Here is an 18207-nt window from a genome sequence, read left to right on the forward strand (position 1 = left end):
GTCAGACGCTCGTGCCGGCGGAGGTGGTGTCCTCCGCCCGCTCGTCGGCGGCGCGCCGGCGGCGGACCGCCCAGAACACGCCCGTGCCCGCGAAGACCGTCACGCCGACGCCGATCACGCCCGCGAGACCGCCGGACAGCCGGGCGTCGTCGACGTCCTTCACGCCGTAGTCGGCGAGCGGGGAGTCCCCGACCGCGTGCTCCTCGGCCTGCTTGTCGATGCCGTGGTCGGCGGCGACCTTCTCCAGGCCGTCCGGGTTCGCCGAGGCGTAGAAGCTCACGAACCCCGCGAGCACCAGCGAGGTGACCAGGCCGGCGATCCAGACCTTGCGGGGGGAGCGCGCGGCGGCCGGGACGGGCTCCGCGGTCTCCGGGGCGTCGACCAGCTCGCCGTTCACCCGCAGCTTCAGCTTCTGCCCCAGCCCGCGCGCGCCGTGCACCAGGTCGGGGCGTACGGCGATCACCGCGCCGACGGTCAGCGCGGTGATGGCGGCCTCGCCGAGGCCGATGAGGACGTGTACGCCGACCATCGCGGTGGCGACCTTGCCGATCGACACGTCGGTGGTGCCGCCCACCGCGTACAGCAGCGTGAAGACGACCGCGGAGGCCGGGACGGAGATCAGGGCGGCCACGAAGGAGGCGGCGGTCACCGAGTGGCGGGAGCGCGGCAGCACCTTCACCAGGCCGCGGAACAGCGCGTACGCCACCACGGTGGTGGTGATCGCCATGGTGGTGATGTTCACTCCGAGCGCGGTGAGGCCGCCGTCGGCGAACAGCACGGACTGGAGCAGCAGCACCACGGACACGCACAGCACACCCGTGTACGGGCCGACGAGGATCGCCGCGAGGGCGCCGCCGAGGAGGTGGCCGCTGGTGCCGGCGGCCACCGGGAAGTTCAGCATCTGCACGGCGAAGATGAACGCCGCGACCAGCCCGGCCAGCGGGGCGGTGCGCTCGGCGCCGCCGCCCGCGCCGGGGCGTGCGGTGTCGTCGAGCTCGCGGCGCGCGCCGCGCAGGCTCACGGCGATCGCGCCGGCGGCGAGGACGCCGGCGGCGGCGGAGATGGGGACGTCGATGAATCCGTCAGGTGCGTGCACGGACTCGATGATGTGCCCTGTTGCGAACCTTTCGCAAGAGCGAGTGACTTGTTCTACCTTCCGTCTTACTTCGCTCTTATCTCATCCGTGCTATTCGGCGCTCGGAAGCGCGGATTCCGATTCAGGTGCACGATGGGACGGGGTGGGTAAACGGCACATAAGCCACGAAGCCTTGTCGGTGTTCGACGCAGCGTAAGGGGCCCACCGATGTCCGTGATCGAGCAGTACGCGCGAGTCCACATCGTGACGGATGCGGATCCCCTGCTGGAGAGTCACGGGGCCGTCCCCGTGCTGCTGCGGTACGACCCCGAGACCGACCCCGTCCATGTCCGGGTGCGCCTGCCCGGCTCGATGCCCCGCGAGTGGATCATCGACCGTGACCTCCTGGAACACGGCCTCACCGCGCCCGTGGACCGCGGCGGCATACGCGTGTGGCCGTGCGGCCGGGTCCAGACGGTCGTGGAGTTCCACACCGGCCAGGGCCACTCGGTGGTCGAGTTCGACACCAAGACCCTGTCCCGCTTCCTCCGCCTCGCCCACGTGACGACGGCGCAGCCGGTGCCCCACTGACCACCCGGACGAGGGACCGCCCGGACGAAGACCGCCCGGGCCCTCCGGTCTCTCAGCCGCCCGCCTTCAGCAGGGTCGCCACGATCGGGCCCGCCGTGGAGCCGCCGTGGCCGGCGGACTGGACGACGGCGGCCGCCGCCAGGTCGCCGCGGTACGCGGTGAACCAGCCGTTGGGCTTCTTCTGCCCGTCCACCTCGGCCGAGCCCGTCTTCGCGCCGCGCTCACCGTCGACCCCGGCCATCGCCTCCGTGGCGGTGCCGGCGGTCGCCGTGTACGACATAAGTTCCCGCAGCTGCGCGAGCGTGTCCGCGGACAGGGTGCGCGGCGCGGTCGCCAGCTGACGTCCGTCGACCTCCGGCGAGACCAGGTAGGGCTGGTGGAAGACACCCGCCTTCACCGTCGCCGACACCGACGCCATGTTCAGCGGGTTCATCCGCACCCCGCCCTGGCCTATCAGCGACGCGGCCATCGGGGCGTCCGACTGCACGGGCACCGCGCCGTCGAACGTGGACACCCCGACCTTCCAGTCGTTGCGGCCCAGCCCGAAGTAGTCCTGGGCGTGCTTGGTGAGGTCGTCGTCCTCCAGCTTCGGCGCCTGGCTGATGAAGGCCGTGTTGCAGGAGGCGGCGAAGCTCGCGCGGAACGTGCCGTCCTTGATCTGGAACTTGTCCAGGTTCTGGAACTTCCAGCCGCCGTAGCTGAAGTACTTGGGACACGGATGCTTCTTGTCGATCGACGCGAGGCCCTTCTCGATCAGCATCGAGGAGGTGACCACCTTCATCGTCGAGCCCGGCGCCAGCGACCCCTGGAAGGCGACGTTGAAGCCGCGCGAGGAGTTCGCCGCCGCGAGTATCTCGCCCGTGGACGGCCGCACCACCACCACCGAGGCGCGCTTCCGCTTCGCCACCTCGGCCTCGGCGAGCGCCTGCAGGGACGGGCTCAGCGTGGTCTTCACGGTGCCCGGCGTGCCCTCGCTCAGCTCCAGCAGGGTCGTGTCGGCCAGCTCCGCCTTCTTCGACGCCTCGCCGCGCACCACACGCAGCTCGACGCCGGCCTCGCCGCCCGCCTTCTCGCCGTACTTCTCGCGCAGCCCGTCCAGCACGGATCCCAGCGACGGGTACTTCTCGGTGGTCAGCTCACCGCCGTCGCGGTCCAGTGCCTCCACCGGCGGGGTGCCGGCCTCGCCGGTGACCAGCTTGTCGCCCTCCCGCAGCTCCGGGTGCAGCACGGCCGGCCGCCAGTCGACGCGCGGTTCCCCGTCCCCGGCCCGCCGCACCACCGTCAGCGTGCTGTCGTACGTCAGCGGCTTCGTCGTCTGCTCGTACGACACCGTGCCCTTGACGGCGAAGGTGACCGAGTCGCGGGCGGGGGCGCCCGGGGTGAGGGCGAGGTTGCGGACGCGGGCGTCCTTCACGTACGAGGCGAGCGCCGCTTTCGCGGCCACCGGGTCGTCCGTCGCGGCGGCGGCCTCGGCGACCTGGCCGGACTGCCATGCGGTCAGGAACCGCTCGGCGGCGGCGGTGACCTCCTCGGCGGTCAGCGGGCCCGACTTCACGGTCTCCGCCTGGGTGGCGGTGTCCCCGCCGTCCCGCCCGGCGCCGTCGACGAGTGCGTACGCGCCGTACCCGGCACCGCCCATGAGCACGACCATCGCCGCGCCGATCACGACCGGTCTCATGTTCCGCCGGTCCCCGGCGTGCCCTCTGTTCCCCACTGGTGTCCGTTCCTCCGTCGCCCCGCCCCGGCCCCCCGCGGCCCGCGTGGCTCTTCGTCGAGTCAAGGCCCCGCCGGCGCAGTACGCGCCGGCGACGGCCCCCACCCTAAAGTCCCGCCCTGCGGGCCGTGCGCTCAGCCGCCCGCTCGTAGCACGGCTGCGACAATCGGCCCCGCCGCGTCGCCGCCGTGGCCGCCCTGCTGGGTCATCGCGGCCGCCGCGACGTCGTTGCGGAAACCGGTGAACCAGCTGTCCGACGTGGCGTTTCCGTCGACCTCCGCGGAGCCGGTCTTCGCGCCGATGTCACCGCCCAGTCCTGACATGGCCTTCTGCGCGGTGCCCTGGGTGGCGGTGAGCCGCATCATCTCCTTGAGCTGGGCCGACGTCTCCGACGACAGGCCTTTCGCCTGCGCCAGCTGACGGCCGTCCAGCTCGGGGGAGACCAGGTACGGCTGACGGAACGCGCCGGTGACGGCGGTGGCCGTCACGGAGGCCACGTTCAGCGGGTTCATCTGCACCTGGCCCTGGCCGATGGCGTTCGCCGCCCGGTCCGGGCCGCCGGACGCGGGCACGCTGCCGTCGAAGGAGGCGATGCCGGTCTTCCAGTCGTCCCGGCCGAGCCCGAACCGCTCCTGCGCCTCCCGGGTGAGGGAGGCGTCGTCGATCGGCTTCTCGTCGATCAGCTTGATGAAGGCCGTGTTGCACGACCGCAGGAAGCTGTTGGCGAGGGTGGCGCCCTCGTTCGGCTCCATGCCGGTGAGGTTCTTGAAGGTCTGGCTCTGCCAGGTCGCGGTGTCCGTGCAGGGCGCGGGGCCGTTCATGGAGGTCACGCCGTTGTCGATGAGCATCGCGGCAGTGATGATCTTCATGGTGGAGCCGGGGGCGACCTGGCCCTGGAAGGCCGCGTTGAAACCGTCGCCGCGGTTGTTGGCCACCGCCAGGACCTCGCCGCTGCTGGGCTTCAGCGCCACCACCGAGGACTCCGGGTAGTCCTTCACCGCCTTCTCGGCGGCCGCCTGCACCCCGGCGCTGAGCGTGGTGCGCAGCTTGCCCGGCTCACCCTTGGCGAGGGTGAGCAGCGGGGTGTCCGCCTCGTCGGTCGCGTGCCGGATCGCCAGCTCGACGGCCGGACTGCCACCCGCCTTGTCGCCGTACTTCTGCCGCAGGGTGTCCAGGACCGGGCCGAGGGAGGGGTACTTCTCCCTCGTCAGCACGGTGCCGTCGCGGTCCACCGCCTCGATGGGCGGCTGCGCGGACTCCCCGGTGACGAGGGTGTCCCCGTCCTTCAGATCCGGGTGCACGACGGACGGCTCCCAGTCGACCAGCGCGCGGCCGGTGGTCTGCCCGCGCACGACCGTCAGGGTGCTGGTGTAGCGCAGCGGCTTGGAGACGCCGTCGGCGGAGACGGTCGCCTTCACCGTGAACGGCACGGTGGCGCCGCGCGGGGCGCCCGGCGTGATGTCGACGCGCCCTATGCGCGCCTCCTCGCCGTACGCGGCCAGCAGCGCGCCCGCGTCCTGCGCGTTGTTCGTGTACGAGGCCGCCTGCGTGGCCTGCCCCTTCTCCCAGGCGCCGAAGAACGCCTCGGTCGTCTCACGCACCTCGTCCTTGTCGGGCGGCCCCGACCTGGGCGTGTCCGCGGCACTGGAGCCGCCCCCGCCGAGCGCCGAGACGATGTTGTAGGCCCCGTACCCCGCTCCGCCGATCATCACGGCGAACACGCCGCCGACGACGGCGACCTTGACCCCCTTGCCCATCGGGCGTTCCTCCCCCGGCCGGACCCCCGCGCCATCTGAACGCGTTCAAAAGCCCGGCACGCCCCGAACCTTACGCGCTGCCGCAGCCCAAAGGGGCCTGTGCGACGGATCGTTGTCCCAAAGCAACCCCCTCCCAGCGGCCTCCGCCGTGTCTACGGTGGCTGAGCCGTCGCGGTCCTCCGGACGAGCGGGGCGCTCGCGACGGCGGCTACCGTGTGCCGCATGGATGGGGGAGCAACGGCCCGTACGCGGCCGTGCAAGTGGTGTGGCAAGCCCGTGCCGCAGCCGCGGGGGTGGTGGCGCAGACGGCGGTACTGCAGCAAGCGGCACCGCCGCTGGAACCGCTTCTGGAACGCCGTCATGCAACTGCTCGACGCGTAGCGGCCGCTCCCTCGGGGCGCAGAGTGTTGCGTTGGAGCGCACGCCAGCTCCTAGCTTCGGAAGCATGCGATACACCAAACTCGGAACGACCGGGCTGCAAGTCTCCGCCATCACCCTCGGCTGCATGAGCTTCGGCGAGCCGGAGCGGGGCGGCGAGCCCTGGTCGCTGGGCGCGGACGCCAGCCGGGACATCATCAGGCAGGCCCTTGAGGGCGGCGTCAACTTCCTCGACACGGCCAATGGGTACAGCGCCGGAAGCAGCGAGGAGATCGTCGGCCAGGCGGTCAGGGACTTCACCCGGCGCGAGGAGGTCGTTCTCTCCACCAAGGTCTGGATGCGGATGCGCCCCGGCCCGAACGGCGCCGGGCTGTCCCGCAAGGCGATCTTCGCCGAGCTCGACGCCTCCCTGAAGCGGCTGGGGACCGACTACATCGACCTGTACCAGATCCACCGCTGGGACTACGACACCCCGATAGAGGAAACCCTCGAGGCGCTGCACGACGCGGTCAGGTCCGGGAAGATCCGCTACATCGGAGCCTCTTCCATGTACGCCTGGCAGTTCGCCAAGGCCCTGTTCCTGGCCGACCTGAACGGCTGGACCCGGTTCGTGTCGATGCAGGACCACTACAACCTCATCCACCGGGAAGCAGAGCGGGAGATGCTCCCGCTCTGCGCCGACCAGGGCATCGGCGTGATCCCGTGGAGCCCGCTGGCGCGGGGCAGGCTGACGCGGGTCCGGGACACCGCCACGGCGCGTGCCGAGACCGACGAGGGCGGCAAGATCCTCTATCGCGACGGGGACCAGGCAGTGGCCGAGCGCGTCCACGAGATCGCGGGCAGGCGGGGTCTGTCCCCGGCCCAGGTCGCCCTGGCCTGGGTCATGCGCAACCGGGCGGTGACCTCGCCCATCGTCGGGGTCACCAAGCCGGCCCAGCTGGCCGACGCGCTTGCCGCGGTGGACGTCGAACTGGACGAGGACGAGGCCGCCTACCTGGAGGAGCCCTACCAGCCGCACGAGGCCGCCTACCTGGAGGAGTCCTTCTACAAGCAGCGGCCCGTGGCGGGCTCCGGGTAGTCCGGGCTACCGCCGGGCCCTCGACGAGTCCATGGCCTCGGCCTTCACAGCTCTGTGGCCGGTCCGGCGGTGCTTTCGTGCGGCCGCGCGCAGCTGCCCGGCTGTGAGGGCGCGGCAGTCAGCCGGGCCCTCACAGTGCGTCCGTCCGGCTAGACCCACGTGTCCAGCCACATCCGCGAGCGCCAGTCGTCGATCGGGATGGGCGTGCCCGTGTAGATCGGCCAGAAGTAGATGAAGTTCCAGGCGATCAGGAGGGTGAGGACGCCGGCCGCTGTCGCTCCTGCCACGCGGCGGGTGTCCGTGGAGCGCGGTGGGCCGACGATCGCGCCCAGGAGCATCGCCACCGCCAGGCACAGGAACGGCAGGAAGACGATCGCGTAGAAGTAGAAGATGGTGCGTTCCTGGTAGAAGAACCAGGGAGCGTACCCCGCGGCGATGCCGCAGGCGATCGCGCCCGCGCGCCAGTCGCGGCGGAAGGCCCACCGCCACAGCACGTACAGCAGCGCCAGGCAGCCCACCCACCACAGCATCGGCGTGCCGATGGCGAGGACCTCCTGGGCGCACTTCTCGCCCGCGTCCACCGGGCAGCCGTCCACGCCGGGCGCGGGCGACTCGTAGAAGTACGACACCGGGCGGCCGGCGACGATCCAGCTCCACGGGTTGGACTCGTACGTGTGGGGCGAGGACAGGCCGACGTGGAACTCGTACACCTGGTTCTCGTAGTGCCACAGGCTGCGCCACCAGTCGGGGAACAGCCACGACCAGTCGCTTCCCCGCCCGTCGCGGGTGGCCCAGTCGCGGTAGTAGCCGCCGCTGCCGTCCGTCGCGGAAAGGATCCAGCCGATCCAGGACGCGAAGTACGTGAGCACCGCCACCGGAACCGTGCACAGGAACGCCCAGCCCAGGTCCCGCTTCAGCACCGCCAGCCGGGGCCGTACCGCGCCCGCGACCCGGCGGGCGCCGACGTCCCACAGCACGGACATCACACAGAACGCGGCCATGATGTACAGGCCGTTCCACTTGGTGCCGATCGCCAGGCCCAGCATCAGGCCCGCCGCGAGACGCCACGGGCGGAAGCCGATCCGGGTGTTCTCGGCGACGTCCACGTCCGGGCGGGCGCGCCCGTCCGCGTCCACCGGCAGCGCGGCGGCCAGCTTCTCGCGGGCCTTGTCCCGGTCGATCAGCAGACACCCGAAGGCCGCCAGCACGAAGAACATCAGCACGCCGTCGAGCAGCGCGGTGCGGCTCATCACGAAGTGCAGCCCGTCCACGGCCATCAGCGCGCCCGCGAGGCAGCCGAGGAACGTGGAGCGGAACAGCCGCCGGCCGATCCGGCACAGCATCAGCACCGACAGCGTGCCGAGCAGCGCCGTCATGAACCGCCAGCCGAACGGGTCGAAGCCGAAGATCAGCTCGCCCAGACCGATCACGTACTTGCCGACCGGCGGATGGACGACGTACGCGGCTTCCGTCGGGATCGGGACGTTGCCGCCCGAGTCCAGGATGAGCCGGTTGACCTCCTTGTCCCAGTTCACCTCGAACCCGCGGTGGACGATCGCCCACGCGTCCTTCGCGTAGTACGTCTCGTCGAATATCACCGCCTTGGGGTGACCCAGGTTCCAGAACCGCAGCACCCCCGCCACCAGCGTCACCAGCAGCGGACCGCCCCACCCCGACCAGCGCACGAGACGGCCGGCCAGCAGCGGCGGCACGCCGAGCGTCTTCCACAGCCGGCCCGAGGGCTCGGTGTACGGCGGGACCAGCCGGTCGCGGACGTCGCCTCTGACGGCGGACGTCCGGTGGCCGAAACGCCGCAGCCGGTGCTGCCACGTCTGCCGCTGCTCGAGCGGCGACTGCTCCTGGCGGGTGTCCGTGGAGGACGCGGTACTGGTCACCGCGCCATCGTAGGGAACGGCGGTGTGTGAGTCCCGCGCATGGGCGGTATGCCCCGCCTCCGTCGCCTCCTGGGAGGATGGGCGGGTGACCGGAACCCTCGTACTCGCAGGCACTCCCATCGGCGACATCTCCGACGCGCCGCCCCGGCTCGCCGAGGAACTCGCCGGCGCCGACGTCGTCGCCGCCGAGGACACCCGGCGGCTGCGCCGGCTGACCCAGGCGCTCGGCGTCACGCCCAAGGGGCGGGTGGTGTCGTACTTCGAGGGCAACGAGTCCGCGCGGACGCCCGAGCTGGTCGAGGAGCTGGTGGGCGGCGCGCGCGTGCTGCTCGTCACCGACGCGGGCATGCCGTCCGTGTCCGACCCCGGCTACCGGCTGGTCGCCGCGGCCGTCGAGCGGGACGTCAAGGTCACCGCGGTGCCCGGGCCGTCCGCCGTGCTCACCGCGCTCGCCCTGTCCGGGCTGCCCGTGGACCGCTTCTGCTTCGAGGGCTTCCTGCCCCGCAAGGCGGGGGAGCGGCTGGGCCGGCTGCGGGAGGTCGCGGACGAGCGCCGCACCCTCGTCTACTTCGAGGCCCCGCACCGCCTCGACGACACCCTCGCCGCGATGGCCGAGGTGTTCGGCGGCGCGCGCAGGGCCGCCGTCTGCCGGGAGCTGACCAAGACCTACGAGGAGATCAAGCGCGGGCCGCTCGCCGAACTGGCGGCCTGGGCGGCGGAGGGTGTGCGCGGGGAGATCACCGTGGTCGTCGAGGGCGCTCCCGAGAAGGGCCCCGAGGAGTACGACGACGCCGAGCTGGTGCGGCGGGTGCGGGTGCGCGAGGAGGCGGGCGAGCGGCGCAAGGAGGCCATCGCGGCGGTCGCCGCGGAGGCCGGGCTGCCCAAGCGGCAGGTGTTCGACGCGGTCGTCGCGGCCAAGAACGCCGACGGCCGGGGCTCCCGGGAGCACTGACGCGGGGCGTGGGGGAGCACTGACGCGGGGCGCGGGGAAGCACTGACGCGGGGCGCGGAGGAGCGCTGGAACCGGGCGCGTGTGCCGCGCGAACCCGGGCGTTGGCAAAGAGCTCGGGGCATTGTGGTAATCCACGGCCAAATCGGCGCCAATACTGCGTCGGCGCCCGTGTGTTCACGGTCCCCGAGGAGTCCACTGGTCGGTGGGGGCGGACGCGGGTCCGTCCCGTCAGCGGACCGACGGGAGCCGGCATGACCGAGATCTCCGGACAGGGCGGACTGCGCGCGGGCGCCACCGCCGTCGTCGCCGAGGCGTACGCCTTCGCCTGCATGCGCTGCGGGTACGGCTGGGAGCAGTCCTACGAGATAGAACACCACGTCGACGGCGACGGCCGGACCTTCGTGCTGTACGTGGCGGACGGCCGGATCGTGCCTTCCCCGCTCAACCGGCCCACCTGCCGCAGCTGCGACGGGCATGTCGTACGGATTCTCCGGCCGGGCCGGGTCGCCTCGGCCCGCGACGCCGCCCACCGCGAGCGCCGGGTGCCCGCCGCGGGGCCGGTCGAGGCCCCCTGGACACCGGCGGGTCCCGCGCCGCTTCCGCAGGACACCCCGGAAGGTCCCGCGCCGCTTCCGTAGGATCGGAGGCATGCCTGCCAACGACCCCGGCAAGAACGCCGCGCCGCCGCTCCCGGAGCCCCTGCGGGTACCGGTCGCGGACTCCCACACCCACCTCGACATGCAGTCCGGCACGGTCGAGGAGGCCCTCGCCAGGGCCGCGTCGGTGGGGGTGACGACCGTGGTGCAGGTCGGCTGCGACCTCAAGGGGTCCCGCTGGGCGGCGGACACGGCAGCGGCGTACGACGCGGTCCACGCGACGGTCGCGCTGCACCCGAACGAGGCCCCGCGGATCGTGCTCGGGGACCCTGGGGGAAGCCGGTCGCGGCAGGGGGCCCGTGAGGCGGGCGGGGACGCGGCGTTGGACGAGGCGCTCGCCGAGATCGACCGGCTGGCCGCGTTGCCGCAGGTCAAGGGCGTCGGCGAGACCGGCCTCGACCACTTCCGCACCGGCGAGGAGGGCAAGGAGGCCCAGGAGCGGTCCTTCCGCGCCCACATCGAGATCGCCAAGCGGCACGGCAAGACGCTCGTGATCCACGACCGCGACGCCCACGCGGACGTACTGCGGGTGCTGAAGGAGGAGGGCGCCCCCGAGCGCACCGTCTTCCACTGCTACTCCGGCGACGCGGAGATGGCGGAGGTCTGCGCCCGCGCCGGCTACTACATGTCCTTCGCCGGCAACGTGACGTTCAAGAACGCGCAGAACCTGCGGGACGCCCTCGCCGTCGCCCCGCTGGAGCTCGTCCTGGTGGAGACCGACGCGCCCTTCCTCACCCCCGTGCCCTACCGCGGCCGGCCCAACGCCCCCTACCTGGTGCCGGTCACCGTGCGTGCCATGGCCGCAGTGCGCGGCATCGACGAGGACGCGCTGGCCACGGCGCTGGGCGCCAACACTGCGCGCGCCTTCGGCTACTGACGGCCCCGCACATCGTGCACGTTCCGTAGTCGTGTCGCTTGGGAGAGTGATCGGCGCTCGGCTAGGTTCTGGGAGCCCCCTCGGGGGTTCCCGTGGCCAGCCCTGGAGCGTGTCGGCGTGAGCACCACCCTGCGGTTCGAGACGTATCAGAAGACGTGCCCGACGCACGCCGTGTGCGGCGGCATCCACGAGGCGGAGACCGTGCCCGCCCTGCCCCGCCGCGCACCCGCCCCCGCGCCGAGGCGGTCCGCGCACCGCCGCCCCGGCCGGTACGCCGAACGGGCCGAGGCCGCCCGCCGGCTGCTGCCGAAGGCGCTGGTCGTCGCGTTCCTCGCGGGCGGCACCAGCGCCTTCGTCGCCGAGGACAAAGGTGTCGAGCTCACCGTCGACGGCAGTCCCCGCGCTCTGCACACCTTCGCCGACGACGTGACCGGGCTGCTCGCCGAGGAGGGCGTGCGCACCGGACCGCACGACGAGATCAGTCCCGCCCCCGGCACCGCCCTGGAGGACGGCGACACGGTCGAGGTGCGCCACGCGCGTCCGCTGCTGCTCACCCTCGACGGGACCCGGCAGCAGGTGTGGACGACCGCGGCCACCGTTCAAGAGGCGCTGCGACGGCTCGGCGTACGGGTCACCGGCGCCCATCTTTCCGCCCCGCCCGGCACCCGCGTCGGACCGGCCGGTCTCGCCCTGGACGTCCGCACCGAACGCGCGGTGACCGTCCTCGCCGACGGACGGGCGCGCACCGTCCGCACCAACGCCGCGACCGTGCGGGAAGCCGTGCACCAGGCGGGGGTCACCCTGCGCGGACGCGACACCACCTCCGTCGCCCCCGGCAGCTTCCCGCGCGACGGCCAGACCGTCACCGTATTGCGCATCACCGACGGCACGGAGATCCGCGACGAGGCGATCCCCTTCACCGAGGAACGCGTCGAGGACCCCGCGCTGGCCCACGGCACGGTGGTCGTCGACCGGGCCGGCCGGCCGGGGCTGCGCCGCCTCACCTACGCGCAGCGCACCGTCAACGGCGTCCGGCAGCGGCCCCGGCTGCTGTCCACCGACGTGGTGCACGAGCCGGTCGCGCGCCGGGTGCGGGTCGGCACCCGGCCCGTCCCGATGTCCGTGCGGGGCGCGGACGCGCTGGACTGGGACGCCCTCGCGCGGTGCGAGTCCGGCGGCCGGCCCGACGCCACCGACCCGTCGGGCACGTACGGCGGGCTGTACCAGTTCGACACCCGCACCTGGCGCGGCCTCGGCGGCGCCGGCCGCCCCCAGCACGCGCCCCCGGCCGAGCAGACGTACCGCGCGAAGCAGCTGTACGTCCGCAGCGGCGCCGCCGCCTGGCCGCACTGCGGGGCCCGGCTGGGCGGGTGACGGCACCGGCGGTGACCGGGGCGTACCCGCGCGCCCCGTACCCTTGTCCCGTGACCAGCCCCACCCCCGACGCCCTCCTGGGCCCCGCCGACGTCCGCGAACTGGCGGCCGCCCTCGGCGTACGGCCCACCAAGCAGCGCGGCCAGAACTTCGTCATCGACGCCAACACGGTCCGCCGTATCGTGCGCACCGCCGAGGTACGCCCCGACGACGTCGTCGTCGAGGTCGGCCCCGGGCTCGGCTCGCTCACGCTGGCGCTGCTGGAGGCCGCCGACCGGGTCACCGCGGTGGAGATCGACGACGTGCTGGCCGGGGCGCTGCCCGCCACCGTCGCCGCCCGCATGCCGGAGCGCGCCGGCCGGTTCGCGCTGGTCCACTCCGACGCGATGCACGTCACCGAGCTGCCCGGCCCGGCGCCGACCGCGCTGGTCGCCAACCTCCCCTACAACGTGGCCGTCCCCGTGCTGCTGCACATGCTCGAGACCTTCCCGAGCATCGAGCGCACGCTGGTGATGGTCCAGTCCGAGGTCGCCGACCGGCTCGCCGCCGCTCCCGGCTCGAAGGTGTACGGCGTGCCCTCGGTGAAGGCCAACTGGTACGCCGAGGTCAAGCGGGCCGGGGCCATCGGCCGCAACGTGTTCTGGCCCGCGCCGAACGTCGACAGCGGCCTGGTGTCGCTGGTGCGGCGCGCGGAACCGCTGAAGACCACCGCGACCCGGCGCGAGGTGTTCGCCGTGGTCGACGCGGCCTTCGCGCAGCGCCGCAAGACGCTGCGCGCCGCCCTCGCCGGCTGGGCGGGCTCGGCCGCGGCGGCCGAGGCGGCCCTGGTCGCGGCGGGCGTCTCACCGCAGGCGCGGGGCGAGTCGCTGACCGTCGAGGAGTTCGCGCGCATCGCCGAGCACAAGGACGCCGGACACGAGGAGCAGGCCCCGCAGTGAGTGTCACCGTCCGCGTCCCCGCCAAGGTCAACGTCCAGCTCGCCGTCGGTGCGGCCCGCCCCGACGGCTTCCACGAGCTGGCCAACGTCTTCCTCGCGGTCGGCCTGTACGACGAGGTGACCGCCACCCCGTCGCCGGACGGACTGCGCATCACGTGCGAAGGGCCCGACGCCGCACAGGTCCCTCTCGACCGCACCAATCTGGCCGCCCGCGCGGCCCTGGCCCTCGCCGAGCGCTGCGGCCGGGCGCCCGACGTCCATCTGCACATCGCCAAGGACATCCCCGTCGCGGGCGGCATGGCCGGCGGCAGCGCGGACGGCGCGGGCGCCCTGCTCGCCTGCGACGCGCTGTGGGGCACCGGAGCGAGCCGCGAGGAACTCCTCGCCATCTGCGCCGAGCTGGGCAGCGACGTGCCGTTCAGCCTGGTCGGCGGGGCCGCGCTCGGCACCGGACGCGGCGAGAGGCTGACCGGGCTGGACGTCGGGGGCGCCTTCCACTGGGTGTTCGCGATGGCCACCCGGGGACTGTCCACGCCCGCGGTCTTCCGCGAGTTCGACCGGCTCGCCGAGGGGCACGACATCCCGGAGCCGAGGGCGTTCCGGCCCGTGCTCGACGCCCTCGCCAAGGGCGACCCGGACGCCCTCGCCGCCGCCGTCACCAACGACCTCCAGCCGGCCGCCCTCTCCCTCTTCCCGGACCTGTCCACCACCCTCGCGGCAGGCCGGGCGGCGGGCGCCCTCGCCGCCCTGGTCTCGGGCTCGGGCCCCACGACGGCGTTCCTCGCCCGTGACGAACGGGCGGCGGAGAAGATCGCGGAAGCCCTGAGGTCCGCACCCGCCTGCCGCACGGTCCGCACGGCGACCGGGCCGGTACCGGGGGCGAGGGTTCTCTGAGCGGCCCGGCTGCCCCGACGGGGCCGGACCGGCACACCGGGTGATCGTCGCCGCGCGTACCGGGCCCGTCCGGCGAGGGCCTACGCTGGAAAGCTGATCGATCCACCGGGCAGGAGAGAAATGGCCGTCAATCTGGTCAATGTCGAGAACGTCAGCAAGGTGTACGGCACGCGTGCGCTGCTGGACGGGATTTCGCTCGGCGTCTCCGAGGGGGACCGGATCGGGGTCGTGGGGCGCAACGGGGACGGCAAGACCACGCTGATCCGCATGCTGGCCCGGCTGGAGGAGGCCGACACCGGGCGGGTGACGCACTCCGGCGGGCTGCGGCTCGGCGTGCTCACCCAGCACGACTCGCTCGACCCCGAGGCGACCGTCCGGCACGAGGTCATCGGCGACATGGCCGACCACGAGTGGGCCGGCAACGCCAAGGTCCGCGACGTGCTCACCGGACTGTTCGGCGGGCTCGACCTGCCCGGCTTCCCCAAAGGGCTCGACACCGTCATCGGACCGCTGTCCGGTGGCGAGCGGCGCCGCATCGCGCTGGCCAAGCTGCTCATCGAGGAGCAGGACCTGATCGTCCTCGACGAGCCGACCAACCACCTCGACGTCGAGGGCATCGCCTGGCTCGCCGAGCACCTGCGCACCCGCCGCTCCGCGCTCGTCTGCGTCACCCACGACCGGTGGTTCCTCGACCAGGTCTGCACCCGCATGTGGGACGTGCAGCGCGGCGTCGTCCACGAGTACGAGGGCGGCTACTCCGACTACGTCTTCGCCCGCGCCGAGCGTGAGCGGATCGCGGCCACCGAGGAGGCCAAGCGGCAGAACCTCGTCCGCAAGGAGCTGGCCTGGCTGCGCCGCGGCGCCCCCGCCCGTACGTCCAAGCCGCGCTTCCGTGTCGAGGCCGCCAACGAGCTGATCGCGGACGTGCCGCCGCCGCGTGACAGCAGCGAGCTGATGAAGTTCGCCTCCTCGCGGCTCGGCAAGACGGTGTTCGACCTGGAGGACGTGACCGTCCAGGCCGGGCCCAAGGTGCTCCTGAAGCACGTGACCTGGCAGCTCGGCCCCGGCGACCGCATCGGTCTGGTCGGCGTCAACGGCGCCGGCAAGACCTCCCTGCTGCGCGCGCTCGCCGAGGCCGCCCGCAGCGAGGGTGAGACGCAGCCCGCGGCGGGCAGTGTCCGCGTGGGCAGGACGGTCAAGCTGGCCTACCTCTCCCAGGAGGTCGCCGAACTCGACCCCGAGCTGCGGGTGCTGCAGGCCGTGCAGCAGGTCCGCGAGCGCGTCGACCTCGGCAAGGGCCGCGAGATGACCGCCGGTCAGCTCTGCGAGACCTTCGGCTTCAACAAGGAGAAGCAGTGGACGCCCGTCGGGGACCTCTCCGGCGGTGAGCGGCGCCGCCTCCAGCTGCTGCGGCTGCTGATGGACGAGCCCAACGTCCTCTTCCTCGACGAGCCCACCAACGACCTCGACATCGAGACCCTGACCCAGCTCGAGGACCTCCTCGACGGCTGGCCCGGCTCCATGATCGTGATCTCTCACGACCGGTTCTTCGTCGAGCGCACCACCGACCGGGTCTTCGCCCTGCTCGGCGACGGCACGCTGCGGATGCTGCCCCGAGGCATCGACGAGTACCTGGAGCGCCGCAAGCGCATGGAGGAGGCCGCCGCCGCCTCCGCCCAGGCCGCCGCCCCGGCACGCAGCGCGACGCCGGAGAGGAGCGCCGCCGACCAGCGCGCCGCGAAGAAGGAACTCCAGCGCGTCGAGCGCCAGTTGGACAAGATCTCGGCCAGGGAGGCCACCCTCCACTCCGCCATCGCCGAGAACGCCACGGACTTCGCGAAGGTGGCCGAACTGGACGCCGAACTGCGGGACCTGGCCGGTCAGCGCGACGAACTGGAGCTGCGCTGGCTGGAACTCGCCGAGGACGCCTGACCGGCGCGAGAGCCGCGCCACGCGCCTGCGTGCGGGGAGCGCGCGCCGCGTGAAGAGGGCGTGAAGGCACGTAACGGACGCATCACAGGCCGGTCCTCCCTTGGGAACAGGGGAGGACGCGGCCCGGTGGCGTGTCGGTGCCGGGTGATAGAAAGAGCCGTCCGACAAGTGACCGACGACGACTCTGGGTCATCACGAACCTCAGGGCGTGGCTAAAAATCAGTGAGCAAGGGGGAACGCGCTGATGACTCAGCCGCCCAACCAGCCGCCTCAGGGCGGCTTCGGACCTCCGCAGGACCCGCCGCCGGGCGGTGGTTTCGGACCGCCGCAGCCGCCGCAGACTCCGCCGCCCCCGCAGGGCGCCCCGTCGACGCCGCCGCCCCCGCAGGGCCAGCCGTCCGGCCCCCCGCAGCCCGGGTACGGCTACCCGCAGCAGCCTCCGACACAGCCCGGCCCCTACGCCTCCGGGCCGTACCAGCAGCCCGGCCCGTACGGACAGCCGCAGCAGCCGGGCCCGTACGGCCAGCCCGGGTACGGCTACCCGCAGCAGCCCGGTTTCCCCGGCGCGCCCGGCACCCCGCCCGGCGGCGGCTCCCGCAACCCGTTCAAGGGCAAGCCGCTGCTGATCGCAGCCGCCGCGGTGGTGGTCGCGCTGATCGTCGGCGGCACGGTGTGGGCCGTCTCCGGAGACGACGACAAGAAGGAGCCGGTCGCCCAGCAGACCGAGGACCCCAAGCCGGGCGAGTCCAGCGCCGCCCCGGTCAACCCGGGCGACGGCAGCGGCGACGGCGGCGAGGAGACCGAGGACCTCAACGAGGGCCGCCAGGCCGGCGAATCCAAGGTGCTCTGGTACAAGGAGGCGCCCGACGCCCCCGGCTCCGGCGCCGACGCCCCCGGCCAGTGGATCACCGAGAAGACCGCGGTCAAGGCGGCCTACAAGGACCTCTACGGGTACAACGTCACCGACGGCAAGCCCGCCTGGGACACCATCACCTTCCCCCACAAGATCTGCGCGGTCACCCCGGGGAAGACGGCGGACAACAAGATCGTCGTCGCGTCCATGAGCGGCAGCAGCGACAGCGCCAAGTGCAACCAGCTCCAGCTCGTCGACCTCGTCACCGGCGAGAAGGGCTGGACGGAGGAGGTCGCCGACGGCGCGCTGTTCGACAGCGTGCTCTCCATCGAGATGTCCCTCGCCGGCAACACGCTGATGGTGGGCCGCTCCCAGTCCGGCACGGCGTACGACGTGCGCACCGGCAAGAAGCTGTGGGACTCCAAGCGGTACGGCGACGCCCCCTGCTTCCCCGCCGCGTTCGCGGGCGGCAAGCGGCTGATCCAGGTCGCCTCCTGCGGCGCCGGCGGTGACAACGCCCACGACGAGGTCCGCGAGCTCGACCCCGCCACCGGCAAGGCCAGGTGGACGTACAAGTACGCCAAGGGCTGGCGCGTCGAGCGCACCTTCTCCGTCGACCCCCTGGTCGTCTACGCGACCAAGCAGGAGGAGCGCAGCGACAAGAAGTCGTGGAACATCGCCGCCTTCACCCCCGCCGGCAAGCTGCGCTCCCAGGTCGCCGTCGACGAGAAGTTCGACCCCGGCTGCGGCTGGGCCATCCTCGCGCGCGACCTCCAGGGCTGCACGGGCGTCGTCGTCGCGGGCGACACCCTCTACCTGCCGACGGCCGCCACCACCGGGGCCAACGAACTCGTCGCCATCAGCCTCGCCAACGGCAAGGAGCTGTGGCGCGAGTCCTCCCCCGCGGAGGAGTCGATGATCCCCATGAAGGCCGAGGGCGGAAAGCTCGTCGCCTACGTCGAGCCGTCCTACGACGCCGGCGGCCGGGTCGTCGCCCTGCCCCTCAGCGGCGCGAGCCACAAGCCGGCCACCCTGATGCAGAACCCGCAGGCGGTCGCCGACATCGAGAACGGCTTCTTCAGCAAGGCGATCGACTGGGTCGACGGCCGCTTCTACCTGTCGACCACCCGGCTGAACGGCAACGACGACGCGAAGGAGAAGTTGATGCTCGCCTACGGCAAATGAGGCCCGTGAGCGCAACTCGCGTCACTTTCCCATCCCCGTCGTCCCCTTCCCCTGAGGTA

15 protein-coding genes are annotated in these 18207 nt (G+C 72.7%); 11 read left to right on the plus strand and 4 right to left on the minus strand.

Annotated features, from left to right (window positions below; all coding sequences use genetic code 11):
• Position 1: 1 nt before the first annotated feature.
• Positions 2 to 1096: an energy-coupling factor ABC transporter permease gene (locus tag ACF1AG_RS21290; RefSeq protein ID WP_359601950.1), complete on the minus strand. Its 1095-nt coding sequence runs from the start codon at positions 1094 to 1096 to the stop codon at positions 2 to 4.
• 207 nt (positions 1097 to 1303) lie between these two features.
• Between ACF1AG_RS21290 and ACF1AG_RS21295 the strand changes: the two genes are divergently transcribed.
• The gene (locus ACF1AG_RS21295; protein ID WP_359601951.1) at positions 1304 to 1666 is read left to right on the plus strand and encodes an SsgA family sporulation/cell division regulator; all 363 of its coding nucleotides are present in this window, start codon (positions 1304 to 1306) and stop codon (positions 1664 to 1666) included.
• A 52-nt stretch (positions 1667 to 1718) separates the two neighbouring features.
• Here ACF1AG_RS21295 and ACF1AG_RS21300 read toward each other — a convergent pair whose 3' ends face one another.
• Complete coding sequence (locus ACF1AG_RS21300) at positions 1719 to 3344, minus strand: penicillin-binding transpeptidase domain-containing protein (protein WP_359601952.1); 1626 nt, start codon at positions 3342 to 3344, stop codon at positions 1719 to 1721.
• Between the two features lie 170 nt (positions 3345 to 3514).
• Complete coding sequence (locus ACF1AG_RS21305; RefSeq protein ID WP_359601953.1) at positions 3515 to 5137, minus strand: penicillin-binding transpeptidase domain-containing protein; 1623 nt, start codon at positions 5135 to 5137, stop codon at positions 3515 to 3517.
• A gap of 222 nt (positions 5138 to 5359) precedes the next feature.
• Here ACF1AG_RS21305 and ACF1AG_RS21310 point away from each other — a divergent pair, with 222 nt between their 5' ends.
• Together ACF1AG_RS21310 and ACF1AG_RS21315 are read left to right on the plus strand one after the other, a co-directional pair.
• Positions 5360 to 5518 (plus strand): hypothetical protein, encoded by a 159-nt coding sequence (locus ACF1AG_RS21310; RefSeq protein ID WP_359601954.1) that lies wholly within the window; start codon positions 5360 to 5362, stop codon positions 5516 to 5518.
• A 64-nt stretch (positions 5519 to 5582) separates the two neighbouring features.
• A complete protein-coding gene (locus ACF1AG_RS21315) occupies positions 5583 to 6593 on the plus strand; it encodes an aldo/keto reductase (RefSeq protein WP_359601955.1) in 1011 nt (336 codons plus the stop codon).
• A gap of 149 nt (positions 6594 to 6742) precedes the next feature.
• Here ACF1AG_RS21315 and ACF1AG_RS21320 read toward each other — a convergent pair whose 3' ends face one another.
• Entirely contained in the window at positions 6743 to 8488 is a 1746-nt protein-coding gene (locus ACF1AG_RS21320; RefSeq protein ID WP_359601956.1) for a phospholipid carrier-dependent glycosyltransferase, read from the minus strand.
• Positions 8489 to 8573: 85 nt separating this feature from the next.
• Between ACF1AG_RS21320 and rsmI the strand changes: the two genes are divergently transcribed.
• The 8 genes from rsmI to ACF1AG_RS21360 all read left to right on the plus strand — a co-directional run bounded on the left by rsmI (position 8574) and on the right by ACF1AG_RS21360 (position 18148).
• Complete coding sequence (gene rsmI, locus ACF1AG_RS21325) at positions 8574 to 9440, plus strand: 16S rRNA (cytidine(1402)-2'-O)-methyltransferase (protein WP_359601957.1); 867 nt, start codon at positions 8574 to 8576, stop codon at positions 9438 to 9440.
• Positions 9441 to 9691: 251 nt separating this feature from the next.
• A complete protein-coding gene (locus ACF1AG_RS21330) occupies positions 9692 to 10078 on the plus strand; it encodes a hypothetical protein (protein ID WP_359601958.1) in 387 nt (128 codons plus the stop codon).
• Between the two features lie 10 nt (positions 10079 to 10088).
• Positions 10089 to 10973, plus strand: a complete 885-nt coding sequence (locus tag ACF1AG_RS21335; protein ID WP_359601959.1) for a TatD family hydrolase — start codon at positions 10089 to 10091, stop codon at positions 10971 to 10973.
• A gap of 117 nt (positions 10974 to 11090) precedes the next feature.
• The gene (locus ACF1AG_RS21340; protein WP_359601960.1) at positions 11091 to 12347 is read left to right on the plus strand and encodes a ubiquitin-like domain-containing protein; all 1257 of its coding nucleotides are present in this window, start codon (positions 11091 to 11093) and stop codon (positions 12345 to 12347) included.
• A gap of 50 nt (positions 12348 to 12397) precedes the next feature.
• On the plus strand, positions 12398 to 13285 hold the full coding sequence (gene rsmA / locus ACF1AG_RS21345) for a 16S rRNA (adenine(1518)-N(6)/adenine(1519)-N(6))-dimethyltransferase RsmA (RefSeq protein WP_359601961.1): 888 nt from the start codon (positions 12398 to 12400) through the stop codon (positions 13283 to 13285).
• Positions 13282 to 14178: a 4-(cytidine 5'-diphospho)-2-C-methyl-D-erythritol kinase gene (locus tag ACF1AG_RS21350; protein ID WP_359601962.1), complete on the plus strand. Its 897-nt coding sequence runs from the start codon at positions 13282 to 13284 to the stop codon at positions 14176 to 14178. The genes rsmA and ACF1AG_RS21350 overlap by 4 nt, the downstream gene beginning before the upstream one ends.
• A gap of 120 nt (positions 14179 to 14298) precedes the next feature.
• The gene (locus ACF1AG_RS21355) at positions 14299 to 16110 is read left to right on the plus strand and encodes an ABC-F family ATP-binding cassette domain-containing protein (protein ID WP_359601963.1); all 1812 of its coding nucleotides are present in this window, start codon (positions 14299 to 14301) and stop codon (positions 16108 to 16110) included.
• A 244-nt stretch (positions 16111 to 16354) separates the two neighbouring features.
• Positions 16355 to 18148 (plus strand): PQQ-binding-like beta-propeller repeat protein, encoded by a 1794-nt coding sequence (locus ACF1AG_RS21360; RefSeq protein ID WP_359601964.1) that lies wholly within the window; start codon positions 16355 to 16357, stop codon positions 18146 to 18148.
• Positions 18149 to 18207 lie beyond the last annotated feature (59 nt).

It is taken from the genome of Streptomyces sp. NPDC014764 (assembly GCF_043082785.1).
Taxonomy (GTDB): Bacteria; Actinomycetota; Actinomycetes; order Streptomycetales; family Streptomycetaceae; genus Streptomyces; species Streptomyces althioticus.